This window comes from Termitidicoccus mucosus (assembly GCF_038725785.1).
In the GTDB taxonomy this organism is placed as follows: domain Bacteria; phylum Verrucomicrobiota; class Verrucomicrobiia; order Opitutales; family Opitutaceae; genus Termitidicoccus; species Termitidicoccus mucosus.
In genome coordinates this window covers 6,839,178-6,853,951 of the sequence record NZ_CP109796.1, presented here as the reverse complement: position 1 = coordinate 6,853,951, position 14,774 = coordinate 6,839,178, and the positions used below count along the sequence as shown (strand labels likewise).

Annotated in this window: 8 protein-coding genes; 3 read left to right on the top strand and 5 right to left on the bottom strand. The window is 60.9% G+C overall.

Translation table 11 applies throughout. The annotated features are described in order from the left end of the window. Window positions 1–97: 97 nt before the first annotated feature. Both OH491_RS24225 and OH491_RS24220 read right to left on the bottom strand, forming a co-directional pair. Window positions 98–2,875: a hypothetical protein gene (locus OH491_RS24225; protein ID WP_145928528.1), complete on the bottom strand. Its 2,778-nt coding sequence runs from the start codon at window positions 2,873–2,875 to the stop codon at window positions 98–100. A 90-nt stretch (window positions 2,876–2,965) separates the two neighbouring features. Then, window positions 2,966–5,719 (bottom strand): hypothetical protein, encoded by a 2,754-nt coding sequence (locus OH491_RS24220; protein WP_068768650.1) that lies wholly within the window; start codon window positions 5,717–5,719, stop codon window positions 2,966–2,968. On the opposite strand from OH491_RS24220, the gene OH491_RS24215 reads away from it, so the two are divergent. Continuing rightward, window positions 5,718–6,050 (top strand): hypothetical protein, encoded by a 333-nt coding sequence (locus OH491_RS24215; protein WP_068768651.1) that lies wholly within the window; start codon window positions 5,718–5,720, stop codon window positions 6,048–6,050. The two genes, OH491_RS24220 and OH491_RS24215, sit on opposite strands and share 2 nt — an antisense overlap. Window positions 6,051–6,082: 32 nt before the next feature. Here OH491_RS24215 and OH491_RS24210 read toward each other — a convergent pair whose 3' ends face one another. Together OH491_RS24210 and OH491_RS24205 are read right to left on the bottom strand one after the other, a co-directional pair. Continuing rightward, on the bottom strand, window positions 6,083–9,262 hold the full coding sequence (locus OH491_RS24210; protein WP_068768652.1) for a hypothetical protein: 3,180 nt from the start codon (window positions 9,260–9,262) through the stop codon (window positions 6,083–6,085). A gap of 52 nt (window positions 9,263–9,314) precedes the next feature. Then, complete coding sequence (locus OH491_RS24205; RefSeq protein WP_068768653.1) at window positions 9,315–9,905, bottom strand: hypothetical protein; 591 nt, start codon at window positions 9,903–9,905, stop codon at window positions 9,315–9,317. A gap of 485 nt (window positions 9,906–10,390) precedes the next feature. Here OH491_RS24205 and OH491_RS24200 point away from each other — a divergent pair, with 485 nt between their 5' ends. After that, complete coding sequence (locus OH491_RS24200) at window positions 10,391–11,959, top strand: hypothetical protein (RefSeq protein WP_145928529.1); 1,569 nt, start codon at window positions 10,391–10,393, stop codon at window positions 11,957–11,959. Between the two features lie 321 nt (window positions 11,960–12,280). Further along, entirely contained in the window at window positions 12,281–12,916 is a 636-nt protein-coding gene (locus OH491_RS24195; protein WP_068768655.1) for a hypothetical protein, read from the top strand. 270 nt (window positions 12,917–13,186) lie between these two features. Here OH491_RS24195 and OH491_RS24190 read toward each other — a convergent pair whose 3' ends face one another. Continuing rightward, on the bottom strand, window positions 13,187–14,371 hold the full coding sequence (locus OH491_RS24190) for an ATP-binding protein (RefSeq protein ID WP_068768656.1): 1,185 nt from the start codon (window positions 14,369–14,371) through the stop codon (window positions 13,187–13,189). Between the last annotated feature and the right edge of the window lie 403 nt (window positions 14,372–14,774).

Below are 14,774 nucleotides of genomic sequence, written 5' to 3'. Positions count from 1 at the left end.
ACATCACCGTCGTCGGGTGCCAGGCGGTGAGGGAGTCGAAACCCGACCCAAAGGTGGTCCGGAGTATGCGGCCAATAAATTCCGCAAAAACATTCCCCTATTCCATTCCCCGGGGAACAACCGGCTCCTCCCCGGGATCAACCACGGGCGCCCCTTCCGGCACGACCGCCGCCACCGGTTCAACCATGGAAACTTCCTCCGGCACGGGGAGACCCCGCTCCGCAGACGCTCCCAGCACGCGCCGCATGTCATTTTCCAAATTATGCAACACCCCCGGCGCCTCATCCGCGGGCACGACGGAATCCTTAAACAAATCCGCCAGCGCCGCGCCGGATTCAAAAAATTTCGCATGCCTGGGGTGGCAAACAGCCACCAGCCGCAAAAAAGGGGCGACCTCCGAAAAATCCTCCAAGCCGGCGCGTCGCCGCAATTCCCATTCGAAGCAATTCAAATCATTGAGCGCGCGCGGCCACTCAACCGGCTCGCGCCAGGAAATCTTCAAGGATTTTCGCAAGATATCCCCGGGGGCGGAAGGCTCCGGAAACGAGGCACCTGCTTCCGGCGAAGCCCTGGCATCACGGGCATGCTCCCACACCCGCCGCCAGCCATCAAGGCCACCGCCGGACAGCAAGGCGGCATTTATCACCACCGGCACGCCGGAGGCGTCCCCGCCCGCATCCTCCGGGCCGAGGCACACCGTCAAGGGATGCGTCCGGACTTGGCAGACCAGCCGGTCAAAACGCTCCTGCCAATCCGCGGGCGAGACCAGTCCCCCGCGCTCAAACGAGGCGCAGGCTTCGATGATCCGCAACGGGGAAGGTTCCGCGAAACGGGGCAAAAAAAGCAATCCGGCCGGGGACTTGACCAAGGCGGCCAAGTCCTCCCACTCGGATGGCGTGTAGCCAAACGCGGCCTCAGACTCCCCGAGGGGCACCCCGTCAAAATTTTGCAGCAACCGGTTGAATAATTCACGGGATCCCTTTCCCTCGTAGCCGGCCCTGGCCAGAATCCCGGGATTGGAGGCATAATCCAATAATTCAGCCAAGGAGCCGCAAGCATCCAGCCCTTGGTAAAATTCCGAAACCACGCCGGGAGCGGTGGAAGAAACTTCCACCCAATACCCTGACATGAGCAGCTTCAGCACCCGGCGCATCTCCACGGTCATTTTCTCTGCGGACGATCCGCTGTCCGCGCCCCAGCGATCCCCGTCCAGATATGGCTGGAGATACCTCGCCAGCAAGGAAACCGGCGAATACGCCTCCACCCCGCGCGGGGGGCATGCCTGCAAAAAGGCGCGCAGCGAGGCGTTCCGCAACGTCAGTCCATCCCCCGCCGCCGAGTCCGCAAAATCACGCAGGCAAGTCACCATGCCATAGGGCACGCTCAATTTCAAATCCCTGAACACTTGGAACACCCCGCACAGACGCCGCAGGTCGCGCGCGTCCCGCCGGGTGAATTTCACCGGGTCCGCCACGATGATTTCCTCCGGTGCCGGGGAAAACCACGCCTTGGAAACCGCCGAGACCGCATCCCCCAAATACAGAGGATGGCCGGGATCGAACAACTGGGAGGACAACGGCGGCGTGGATAAAACCCGGCCCAGCGCCGTCAAACGCTCCTCATCGGTGCGGGCCATGAGCAAGGACGACAAGGCAAAGGAGGCCCCATCCTTCCCGGCCGGCCCAGCCCAGGCATGGGACAAATGAAGCACCACATGCATCAATTTTTCCCGATGCGTCTCAAAGTCCGCCGCAAAACCCGGAGAAACCAATTCCTCGAACAAATCCGGCCCGGCTTCCCTCACCGGACGCTGCATGCGCAAAAACAGCACGCCGACATTGCGATAAAAAACCTCCGGCGACGCCACGTGCGAGTTGCGGCGCTCCACCGCATAAAACACCTCCCGGTAAGGCGCATAGGCCTTAAAAGCATCATGCGCCTCATCCGGGCGGGCATCCGTCCACCGGGCATATAATGCGCCGACCAGACGCCACGGCAGACGGTCCCCGGCAAAAAAATCCGGATCCTTCCGTCCGCCATAATGCACGGAATGCCTGCGCGCGGCGGCCACGGCGGCCCCCGCCTCGCGCCACAGCTCCTCGCGCTTGCGCAGCACGGTGAACAGCACTGAATATCCTGCGGAGGCGAGGCCGCCCGGCACAAAGGCCGACTTGGCATGCCGCCCCAGGACAGCCAGTGCCTCCATCATCCATTCGCGCGTGCACGGGTGCATCCGCAACGCGTCCACCACCAGCCGCCGGCCATCCGCCCGGGGCTCGCCGGCCATGGTCTCGTCAGCCAGCAACGCGGCCACCTCCGGCACCATCGCCGCATCACGATGCGCCAGCCCGGCATAATCCTCCGGCAAACCGAAAGGATTGCGGGGATATTCCAAGCCCAGCGCCGCAGCGCGCCGGGCTAATTCTTCCGGCAAATCCGGCCGCAGCACCGCCACCCCCCGCACCAAGTCGGTCCCGGTCAGCGCGTTCAGCCGCGCTTGGCTGACGCGCGACAGCGAGGACAAGCTGCCGGTCGCGCCCAGACAGTCAAGAAACACATCCGTCAACAGCCTTCGGGCGACCGGCGGCAGCGCCAGTTCGCGAGCCTGCTTGTGATTGTTCATCGCCACCACTTCCCAGCAAAAACGCTCGCGCGCCACCGGACTCGCGCTCACAGGCAAACCCGGCGTCACCCCGGCGAAATGCAGGTTCATGCGCGCCGTCTCCACCGCGCGCGCCAGCCCCAGCAGCATCCCGTCCGGCGCGGCGGGCAAAACCTCCTCCTCCAGAGCCGCGCCCGCAAGCGGACGGCCCGACAAACGCGGCGGCAATTCCAATTTGCGCCCCGCGGCAGGGACGGCTGCGTGTGAATCCATGACCATAAAAAAATCCTCCAATTTATATACGTTATGCCTGTGGTTGAACCTGTGAATCTGCCTTGGAAAACCGGGCGATAATCCCCCGGCCTATCGGGATAAAATCTCCGTTTCAGACAAAATTTCCTCCGGATCCGCGGATTCCGGTTCCCGGGCGACCGGCCCGCTTGAAATCTGACGCTCAAGCTCAAAATGCCGGCAAGCCGCGTCCACTTGGGCCATCATGGTTTCGACATGATTGGCCAGGTTAAACACCACCGTAAACCAGCGCGCCTCCCGCGCAAGCGCCGCGGGCGCGCCCTCCAGCTGTTTCGCCGCCATCAATTCCTGCAATGTCACCTGCCGCAGCCAAGTCCCAAGCTGGCGGGCCAGCCCTTCCTTCAACCCCACCGCCAGACCGGGCATGGGCACCGGCTCCAGCCAGCCGGCCAATTCGGCATACTGATGATGCAAGCGCGACGCGACCGCCGCATCCGGACGGGCAAACATCGCCGCCCCCTCCCCGGTAATATACCTAGCCTGGGCCAGCCCCTGAAGAAAATCACGGGTGGACTTGCGCAACCATCCGGGCGCGGCCAGCAGGCCATCGGAAATCCCCAGTTCTCCCGGCCCGCAGACGGCGGTGACCGCCACCATCCACCGGTCATACAAACCCAGCGCGTGGTATTTGCGATACAAGGACTCCCGGACATTCGGCGCGGCGCGCAATTCTTGCAGCAACCACGCCTTCATCCCGACATCCGTGGCATCCGGTGCCACCACCTGCCGGTAAAAACTTCCCGTCAAGACCCAGGCACGCGCCAGCCAGTCCGAAAAACCGCGACCGCCCGGTTGCCCGGGACGCAAACAGGCCGCGTAATCCAACCCCAGACGCTCCAGATCCAAGCCGGGCAACCGTTCCGCCAGCCGTGTTTTCACCGAGTCGAACAACCGGCGGGACACATCCAAGTTTTCGCCCGCATGATACTCCATCGCGTCCCGGGGCAGGGCATTCCATTCCGTGAACGCTTCCGGCAGGCTTTTTCCCAAAGAATCGCCCGCCCGCGACACATCGTCCAAATGCGAGGCGACGGCATGCGCGAACGCCTGCAAAAACGCCTCGTTGCGCGCCGCCAGAGAGCCGAAATCCGGCTCGAAATCCATAAACCCGCGCCCATGAGCGTTCACCGCCTCGAAAATTTCCCGCACCCGGCGGGCAAACCCTGATTCAAGGCACTCCGTCATATTCCGGCCCCGCAAATAATCCGTCACCAGGCCGGAAGTTCCGGCATACCCGGCCAGCGTCGCCCGCAATTTGCCGTCATCCAGAATTCGCTCCCAAAACACGCTGCGCGACAACAGGGTGCCCAGCATCGAGGGTTTTGGCACGCCGGGAAGCTGCTGGGAAAACATTTTCAGTACCGCCGCCCCCTCCGGCGTGCCCGCCAGCCCGGGGCGCGCCGCCAGATGCCGGCGCCATTGCGACATGGCTTGGATGGCCGCGCCCGCCCGGCCCGACGCAAACACGCCGGGCTCGAACCCCGCGCCCCACGCCTCCGGTGTGCCGAATGAGGCAAGCCGCTCGATCTCGTCAAAATTCGCGCGCGTAAAATCCGCCACTCCCCGGGCGGCGCCCAGCCCGGCGCGAAACGCCAGGCAATATGCCTCCGGCAAACTCAACCCCGCTCGCCCGTCCAAGGCCACCCGCAGCGCGGCGGACAAAAATACCGGCTCCACCCGCGCGCCGGACAAATCCGCCGTCTCCGCCAGCGTCTCGATCTCCGACCACACGGCGTTCGCCACCTGCTCGTCCGCCGGTTCGGGCACCTTGCGATCCCGCATGCCCGCCACCTCGGCCACGAGCTGGTGATAATAAACCTGCCGTCCGCAATGCCGGTGCACCCCGGCCAAAAGCCCGGGCGGCAGGTTTTCCTGCCCGCGCGCCAGAAACGCCCCCCAAAACGCCCCAGTGCCGGGAGCTTTTTCCGGCAGATAACGGGGAATCAAACCCTCCCGCATGCACTCCTCATAAATCCGATGCGACGAATGCTCGTCCACGCCCTTCAACTCCAACTGAGTCGCATATTCCCGCAACCGGGCCAGCCGCCGCCGCAACAGCCCACCCAGCATCCGCCAATACCCCGGCCCATCGCCGGGGGTCTCCTTTTGAAACACATCTTTGAGCGTCATATGCCAGCCCTCAACGGCGGGCTTCGCCCCCGGCCCGGTCCCGGCAAACACCCGCGGGCGCTCAATGCCCTTCGTCCGCAAATCCTCCAGCCACCGGGCATGCACCGTCTGCAAGGCGCGGCAGCGCAGCGGCGTCACGGCCGCATCCCCCGCCGCCGGAGGCCGCAAATCCTTTCCACGCAGGCAAGCTCGCGGATTAAAATATTCCAGGAAAAACGCTTCGCCCGCGCCGGAGGCAAGCCGGGCCTCCGCCCCGGCCAAAACCGGCGACCGCTCCAAATCCAAACCGCGCAAAAAACCCAAAAACGCCTCGTAATCGCGCAGCAATCCGCTCACGGCCCGAAAAAGCACATGATTTTTCAATCCGCGCCCCCATGACAGGGGATCGGACTCCGCGCCCACCGGCTGGTACAACAGCCAATTCGAGCAATACCACACCGGGGCGCCGGCATCCTTGCCCCGCAGGCTGGAATACATCGGAAACCGCTCCAAGGCGGCGCGCCATTCCGGGGAGCCAAACCGCCGCCATTCGTCGCAAACCCGGGCCAGCGCGTCCGCATCCGCCAAATCCAGCCTGCCGTCCACTGGCAGGGACAACACTGCGGGCGTCACCCACTGGTTGAAACAAAGCATCCGCAACATCAGGATTTCCGGCATCTGCAACCCGTCGGACATGCGGGATATTTCCGCCGAAATCCCGTTCCACCGGCCCAGTACGCCAGGCAAATCCGCCGGGCGGCGCAAACACCCCAGCGCCACCGCCGGGACGAAAAGGGACAGCAGGCGCGCCGCCGCCCGCGGTGTCCCGGCCTGGCCCGAGGCGCGCTCCAAAAACGCCGCCACCATCCCCGGCCGCGTGGCCTCCAACCGCAAGCGCGAAAACACCTCCTCCGGCCTGTCCGAAGCAAGCCGCAAGGCCGCGCACAACCGGGCAAAAACCCGGTATTTCAAATCCTCCCCAAACAAGGGGGCGACGGAATGCCGCGCATACAGGGTGTTCATATAAAAACAGGCTCCCCTTTTCTGAAACCGCGCGCATCACACGGACAAACCGGCGGGGACTGGCGGAGCCAAATCGTCAAACGCCTCCTCAAGCGAAACCGGCGCCCCCGGGAAAAATTCCGAGCTCTCCGAATCCTCAAAGTCCTTCCAATCGGGCAGCCGGTCCGCTGGCATCGCGGAGTCCTCCGGCGGCGCATAGGCCGGCGAAAACAAGGGATGCGAATGCAAAAGCTCCTTTTGCCCGTCCGTCAAATGGCCGAGGTCAATCGTCTCCAACCGCGAAATCATCCGCAACCCGGCGGTCACGCCGCCGGGCAGCCCCGGGCAGGCCTCGAAAGCCAGGCCGGGCGCGGCGCCCAAATCGCGCAAAAATTCATAATACCGCGCGCCGAGCCCGTATAGTTCCGGCGGGGGAAAGCCTTTTTTCCCCGGCTCCCGGCGCGGATTTTGCAGCATCAAGCCTTCATACAAAAACCCTTCCTTGCGGACCAAGGACATCAGGCGCTCCGCCCGCGCCTCCGCCAAAACATGAAGGATGCGCGCCTTTTCCAGATCCGGCGCCCAGTTTCTCCCGACCAGTGTCCGGCAGGCGTTCCCCGCCCGCTCCAGCCAGGCGCGGGGCGGGGAGATTTTTGCAAAAAGCGCATGCGCCAGCGCTTGGGACACACCCAAAAGCGACACGGGATGCAGCGCGGCAAACTCTGGAGCCTGATGAAATAACCACGGGGCCTGCCCCAGCAAATCTTTCATCGCGCCGCAAAGCCGGTGCAGCACCGGCGCCAGCCCGTTTTTCCAGCGTTCGAAATGCCGGGCGCGCTCCCGCGCCGCCAGCGCCTCGTCCAAGGGACCGAAATCACCAAAGGCAAAATGCGGCGGAACCAACCCGGCATCATGGCAGGCCTCCAAAAAATCATTATGCTCCGTGATTCCGGCCAGCCGGTTGAACAACGCCGCATCTTCCTTAAAAACATCGGGCGCCCCCGGGGAAACCGGTTCCAAGGGCAGATTCCACGCCAGTGACACCAAGGTACGCTCCCGCAACGGCACGTTGTCGTCAAACTCCCCGGCTTGGGTCAAACGGCGAGTCGACGCGATCCCCGACAACACCGATGGCGCATGCGCCATCCACGGCCCGCTCCAGCCGTCCTTGGGAAAACGATCGAAATACGCCGCAGTCTCCGCGACGCGCCTCCGCACGCGGCCCGCCAGCTCACGTAGCGCCGGGGTCATCACCCCCGCCACCGGCAAGCCCCGCCCGTCCGACCATACTTTGTCGACCAGGCCCGGCGTCCGGGCAAACCAGCCGTAAACCTCGCGGCACGCGGTCTCCCGCGTGAACACCACCCGCTTCGGTGGCCCGTCCGAAGGATTCCATACCTTGAACTCCAGCGGCACAATCACCCGATCATCCGACATGAGCCGCTTGCGCGCCATCCATTGAAACTGCCGCGCCCCAAAGGTGCCGTTGGCCGCCAGGGAACCCAGCCGGCGCAAATCCCGCGCCGGATGCACCAGATCCTTCATCACCCCGGACATTTCCCAAACATCCGCGCGACGGTGCAACCCGGCCTCCATTTCCGTCTTCAAGCGCGAGACATGCGCATCCAACCACTCCACCATGGGCGGCTCAAGCTCCTCCGGATTTTCCCGCAATCTGACCCCGAACGCCTCCAGCAAGCCATCCTTCACCGGCAGCCGGCCCAGCCAGTCCAGCAATGCCGGCACCATGCCCATGCCCTCCCCCGACTTCCGCGCCACGGCGGGCAAATCCGGCCAGCGGACCGCCGTCCCGGACAAAAGCCGCCAGGCCGTCGCAAAAACCGGAAACTCCACCCGCGCCACTCGCATCGGTATTTCCTGCGAAATCCGGTTCGACTTCAAGGCACCCAGCGACCGCTCCAGCCACTTGCGCTCATCGACCGCCAGCGCCTCCGGCACCTCAAAACCCGCCAGTCGGGGCAGCGCCTCCTGGGTCTTGACCCAATCGCAATCCAGCACCCGGCCGGCCAGCTCATAGGCGCCAGCCAGCCACCCGGCAAAACCATCGCGCCCGCCGGGAAATTTTTCAAAAAACACCTCCGGCGAAAAACACCGCCCCTTGTCCGCGGCCTTCAACATGCCGCGGATCCACGAGGAACCCGAGCCCGAAGCCCCGGACAGCCCGAGCGGCCGGCATAAAGTCTCATTCACGCAACGCAAAAAAAACACAAACGCCCGAGGATCCCACTCATCCACCGGGCGCGCCCAATCCTGAACATAAGCGGCATCATTTTCCACCAGACGAGGCAGCCCGGACGCCAAGTCTTCTTCCCCCGGCGCAAACATGCGCGTCAACGCCTCGCGGGTACGCGCCAGCGCGTCCGCCAGGCGCTCCGGCGTCGCGCTGCCCGCATCATACCCGAACGAAAGCAAGACCCCTTTCTTTCCGCGCAGGGCAAACCCTCCCGGCGCGGATGCAAACCCGCCGGCCTCCTCCACCATCAGGGGATGCGCCTTCAATGCCTCGCGCTGCCTCCACGCCTCAGCCAGCCCCGGCAGCACCCGGGCCAAAACATCGCGGTCAAACGCCTCGGCCGGCAACCGCCCGTCCTGCAATTTCAAAAACAAACCGCCGGCACCGGGCTGCGACGGCACCGGCTCATAATCCGCGAACCAACCGGCCAGCCTCTGCTCCGTCCGCGCCTCCCCGTCGCCGCCGCGCGCCCCGGCCTCCACCATGCGCATCAAACCCGTGCCCGCCACCGCCTCCACTTCCTGCGGCGCATACCCGCGCAACGAGGGCAGCGCCAGCACCGCGCCCGGAAACCCGGTGTAAACCTCCCCGCCGGACAACAAGGCCAGCATCTCCTCCGGCACCGGCACATGATGCCACCGGCCCCGGCGCATCTCCGCATGCCCCCAAAAATTCAGGTCAAAAAAAAACGGAACGATCAAATCCTTGCCGGAAAACAACTGGAACGGCTCCTCCGGCAATTCCTCAAACCCATGGGCCACGCGCCCCTCGGCCCACCGGGAACCCGGCTCCATCCCGGCCAGCAGGATTTTTAACCGCTCCGCGGGCGTCGCGAAAAAAAATTCATAATCCGCCAGTGCCACGCCATCGGGCGTCTCCGGCACGGGCCGCAATGCCGCCGGCGACGGCAGTTTGAAAAAATCCGGCGTCTCCCGCACTCCGGCCATCTCCCGTCCGGGCATCATCTGAATGGTCTTTTTCATATATATAAATCTCCAATAATAAAAATTCAGCCGGCCCCGCGCCGCGGGCTCATCAAAGTCCCAGGGACGCTTCCTCCGCCTCCTTGTTTTCAACCGGATCGAAATCCGTCGCCACATCCAGGCCCTCCTCGCTCAATGCCGTGAATAATTCGGACTCCGGCCATTGCCCACCGCCCAGCAAACGGTCCGCCGCCACCGACAACGGTCCGTGCGGATTCCCGGAAAGCGCCGCCAGCAACGCCACCCCACGTCGCTCCGGCTCCCCGGCCAGATAGCCCAGGCAACCCGCCTGCTCCAGCGTGTCGTACCGCCGGGAAATCCTGATCTCCGGCAAAGACTCCAAAATATACGAATACACCGTGCGCCCTTCCGACGGCCACGCCACATTGGCTAAAATCACCTGCGGCGTCATTATATCAAATTGGGGGCGCGCATGATTCGTTTCCAGATTCCCGTGCTCGTCATAATTGCGCCGCATGATAAAAAACTGCCCGGACGCATCCGGCAGATCCAAGGCCATGTCCATGGGCAGATATTCCAGGGAAATCTCAAAAAATCCCACGCCCCGCCCCGCATGGGACACTTGGCGAAACCGCTCCGAAATTATTTTTTCAAGAAAGCATTGATACCGGCTCAAATTCATGCCCGCCCTTGGACAATTGGGCAGACCTTCCCCGAAAAAACCGGATTAAAAACACCAGGCTGGCGAAACCTGCCCTGCCCAACCCCGTCATTATCCCCGCAGGGAGGCTCTTCTTCCAAAAACCTCGGCCCTCCCGCCCGCCCTCCCCCACTCCACTCCCGACGGGATATCCAAAGCCGTCACCCGCAATACCGCGAAATCCAAGCGCGGAGGGAATTTTATTTTCCAAAACCGGGGGTGGTTCCTAGTCCTAGCCAAAAAACGTGCCCAAAAACACCGCGGGAAAATTTCCAAGCTACAAAAACAAATCGAAGAAAAAGAAAAATTTCCGGAGACGCCGGAAAAAATCATACGGGCATATCAGCGGCACTCCGCCCACCGCGCAACATCCTTCCGCTCGCCTCACCGCGCCGGAAGGTGGCGGCAACACGCGGCCATCCACATCCTCACTCCATCAACCAACCACCCGCTCCACCTATAACCCCATGTCACCACCCACGCTATCCAAAACGGAAAATATTTCCACGGGAATTTTTTCCGGGACGCCCGTCGTCATCGACCCCAAACGCGCCCTTCCGGACGCCTGCTCCCCTGAACAAAAGGAATACACCTGGGAACAACGGCTCTCCGGCCTGTCCGACGCCCTATGGGTCGAAACCCGCCAGCGCGCAGAACTCCACCTGCCTCCCCGCGCCAGTCCCACCGCCGACTCCATGCTCCGGCTCCTCTATATGGGCCCGGAGGGCGACACGTCCAAGCTTCCCCTCTACCTGCGGAATCAAAACCGCCCGGAATCAACGGGGCAAAAACCGCAAAAAAATCCCTCGCATGGTGCAAAAGCTCCCCCCGCCGGGGAAAATTTCAACCGGCCGGAAAAAGAAATCCACAATCCTTCCGTGCCATGGGAAAATCCGGCCGGCGGACCCGAAACCCAATTATTGCTGTCTTTTATTTACACTGACGAAAATTCCGGCCAGATTTTATTGGATTTTTCACCCCGTCCGGAAACCGGGAGAAAACAAAAAAAATCCCCGCTCAAATTTCAAAAGACAGAAGTTTCCACCTTAACCGTCACCATCGGAGAAAAACATACCGGAGCCAGGCTGCTCAAAACCGTCAGACGTCCTGCCGCCGGCCCCCATTACGAATGGCTGCTGCAAACCCTGGTTGAAATCGAGCAAAGCCCCCACGACTCCGCCGTCGCCGTCCGATCCGCGGAAAACTTCGACTGGAAAATTCGCATTTCCCAGACGGACGAACTCCGGTGCCTCGAAATCATCAAGGAGTCCCGCGTCTCCGAAAAAGAAAGGGCCCTGGCCGCCGAGCTGCTCTACAAAGGATATAAAGACTATATCAACGACCACGCGCTCCGCGCTTATCACAAAACCAGAATCACCAACCAGCATGTGTTCGAGGAAATCCTCGGCGCCTGCGTCACCGAGTTCATGAACAGCCTCGCGAAATGGGACAAACAATACAAAAAACGGCTGTCCAACCTGGTGTCGCTCCAGCTCAAATACACCTGCCGGCACACCGCCCGCAAGGAAATCCACGCCCTCAAATCCCCCGTGGCCGTCCCGCTGTCCCAGCAAAATAAGATATGCAAATTTAAACAAATGTACGACAACGGCGGGGATATCAACCGGGAGCTCGAAAACCCGAAATACCAGACGGCGACCAAAAGCCACATCAAGGAATGTCTCAAAAAAATGGAGACGCCCCTCCCGTCAAACTCCAGCCAGGAATTCGTGGTGGAAGCCGCGTCCTTCACCAGGCACTACGACAACCGGGAGCACCGGGAACTCGAGCGCCGCGACTTGATCGAGCTGGTCGATAAATGCATCTCCCGCCTGAAAACGGAGGACCCGCGCGAAAGAATCATCCTTAAAACCCTGTTCCACTCCGCCGCCATCAAGGCCAAGATCGAACTGGCCGCAAAATTCCAGATCACCAGGGAGCGGGTGGCGCAACTTTGCAAATCCGCCATGCTCAAACTCCGCGAAATGCTCGCCGAATATGATATCACTGAACTGCCCGCGGAATGCTTCGCCTGAAACCCCCGGCAAAAAACCAAATGGGAATCGCCCGTTCATCGGACTTTCCTTTTTCCAAGCCGCGGTCAACCGCCAGGCCTGACCGTGGCGCCCCATTGCCAATTCCGAGCCTCCATCAGCCCGGAATCGACGGCGGCACCCCGCAGCCATGAAAGCACGCTGCCCCTGCGCAAGGCATCAAAACCCCTGCGGACGGCAAATCCTCCCTCCCGCGGGGTTTCCGGTTGAGGTTTTTCCAAACTCACTTAAAAACACAACCGGCAAGGCGCGGGCGGCTGGTCCGTTGATCCTCCCGCCCGCGCAACCGGCAAACTTTATATTATGAAAAAAAATACCAAAATCCTCCTTTCCGCGCTGTTTGCCGGCGTGCTCGCCGGCGGGTTCCTCGTAAATCGCGCCGTCAATTCCAAACCGCCCGCGCCGTTGGATTTCCAAGTCACGGGACCTGCCAGGCCTCCTGGCTACGACCACGAGCACACGGACAAGCCCGGGCAGACGTCCGCGGACAAGGACGACTGGCAGGCCCGCGACGCGCACGCGCATCACGATGCGGGCCGGATCAACAAATCGGAAACTTTCCCGACCACACTGGAAAATCTAAAAAAGTATTTCCCCGGCATGGAAGAGATCCCCGCCGACTGGCGAAATTATAAACCCAAACAAACAGCCGTCCGTCCGTACCCGGACATGGAGGCGATTGTTTTCGATAACCGGGAACCCCAGGACCAACACGATCGCACCATTATAATCGGGCGCAATCCCCGCCTCCAATGGGGAGCGCTCACCACGGTTTCCGCGCAAGATCACAGGATCTCGACCTTAACCCTGCCCGGCATCGAAATCATCACTATTTTCAGCGACTTCGAAAACACGGTCGTCACCCGCCAGTCCGGCCCGGTGCAATGCAGCCTGTGCGACCCGCGGACCGACAGCCGCAAAACAGCCCATACGCCCTGAACCACCAGACAAGGCACTATCAAAATGGAACTCATGCGCGGGTTCCGTTTTTTACGCATGCAAACTTTGAATCTGGCAATAACAAGCCCGCGTCATCCAGAGTAGCAGGAGCATCCTGCGCACTTTGCACACTTTGACGCGAATCCACAGCCCGCTTGGGTTTTGTTTTTCCATTTTCCTATGGCTGGTACCATAGGCTATTATGACTCGATCCCTTGGCACAAAAAACCACATGCCCTTCCCTCTTCGCGTATCCCACAAATTCCGGTATTAATTTTTTTTCAATATCCCCACGCGGCGCAAATAGGCGTCAAACAACGGGACGGTAAAACCTGTCTCGCCGTGGGCGGGGCTATAAATCATGCCTTTGGAGATGAGCGACGCGCGCACGGGGGCGGCGCGTTGCATCGTGATTTTTAATTTTCCGGCAATCTCGCCGGAGCGGTGCGGCCCTTCGCCCAACTCTGCCATTGCCAACATGTAATCTTTTTCGCGCGGTGTGAGCCGGTCAAAACGAACGCGAAAAAATCCCTCGTCGAGGCGGCGCAATGAGGTTTGTGTCGCTTGTTCGATGACGAAAGCGTCGATGTTCGTCGTAGGAGCGAGATTCCATGCTTGATAGCCCCATTCCTGCAAGAAATAAGGATAACCGCGAGTTTGCGTGTAGATGGCCTCAATGGCGTCTGGTTGGAAAGTCACGCCCGCACGTCCGGCAGGCTCGCTCAATGCGAGTCGGGCGTCGTCAAAAGAAAGCGGTCCTATCGCCGGAAAATCAAAAAGACGCTCGGCGTAGGATTTAGAGCGTCCAGACAAACCGATCACTTGCGGCAAGCCTGCTCCTGTCATGAGAATCGGGAGCCCTTTTTGAGCCACTTTGTGCAAGGCCATTATCAAGGCGCTAAACTCGATTTCGGAGAGATATTGCAATTCGTCAATAAGGATGATGATTGCGGTTTTTCTCAAACGCGCCGCCTCGCCCAGCGCGATAAACAACGCGGGCAAATCTGTTTCCAGGTCGCCACTGTCGGCAACGCCGGGCTCGGGGTCAATATCAAGGCCAATTTCGAATTCGCCCCAGGAAACTTTTACCGAGCGGGTAAAACTCTTGAGGACGCGGATACCGCGTTTGACCAGTGCCTCCACTTTTTCGCCCTTGTCGAAGGTAAGCAGAATGCGGCGCAATTCGGGAAGGAGTAATTTTGGGAGGGATTTTTCCTCATGGGCCTCAACAAGGAAGACCTGCAATTTGGCATCGAGCGCCATTTCCTCGACGCGATTCAAGAGGACGGTTTTTCCCACCCCGCGCAATCCAGTTAAGATAAAACTTTTGGTCGCCAATCCATTACGGATGCGGGAAAGAGCAATTTGCGCGGTTTCCAGAAGATTTTCGCGTCCAGTAAGTTCCGGTGGCTGGGTTCCAGCTCCGGGTGCGTAAGGGTTCAGTGCCGGATCCATGGGGGCAAATCAAGGAAAGTTACGAAAATATTCAATAAAAATCGTAACTCATGCATTTTTTAACAGAAAAAAGGCGATCACCTCACCCTATCCTATCCTCTCTTCCGGGTAATATCTCTCGCGAGGCATCCGGTAACATTTTTACATGGGGCAATACGCGAAATCCAAACCATCAACGCACTTTAGCGCTCCGGACATTAAAAACAAACAGTGAAAAATTTCGGTCCGAAAAAACGGTCGCAAACCGCCGGGGTGGAATTTCAAAAAAATCCCGGAAAACCCATAACCGGCTCCATGCACACAGGCCCGCCATTCCAAAATTCTCCCGGCAAAACCAATCCGCAAACCGCGGCCTCCGGCAAGCCGCGCAAATAAATCTCCCGGAGCCCGCGGCCAAACCGGG

What these genes read in the sequence shown, in the direction of transcription:
- OH491_RS24225 (WP_145928528.1), bottom strand. Translation starts at nt 2,875, where the DNA reads ATGGATTCACACGCAGCCGTCCCTGCCGCGGGGCGCAAATTGGAATTG.
- OH491_RS24215 (WP_068768651.1), top strand. Translation starts at nt 5,718, where the DNA reads ATGCGGGATATTTCCGCCGAAATCCCGTTCCACCGGCCCAGTACGCCA.
- OH491_RS24220 (WP_068768650.1), bottom strand. Translation starts at nt 5,719, where the DNA reads ATGTCCGACGGGTTGCAGATGCCGGAAATCCTGATGTTGCGGATGCTT.
- OH491_RS24210 (WP_068768652.1), bottom strand. Translation starts at nt 9,262, where the DNA reads ATGAAAAAGACCATTCAGATGATGCCCGGACGGGAGATGGCCGGAGTG.
- OH491_RS24205 (WP_068768653.1), bottom strand. Translation starts at nt 9,905, where the DNA reads ATGAATTTGAGCCGGTATCAATGCTTTCTTGAAAAAATAATTTCGGAG.
- OH491_RS24200 (WP_145928529.1), top strand. Translation starts at nt 10,391, where the DNA reads ATGTCACCACCCACGCTATCCAAAACGGAAAATATTTCCACGGGAATT.
- OH491_RS24195 (WP_068768655.1), top strand. Translation starts at nt 12,281, where the DNA reads ATGAAAAAAAATACCAAAATCCTCCTTTCCGCGCTGTTTGCCGGCGTG.
- OH491_RS24190 (WP_068768656.1), bottom strand. Translation starts at nt 14,371, where the DNA reads ATGGATCCGGCACTGAACCCTTACGCACCCGGAGCTGGAACCCAGCCA.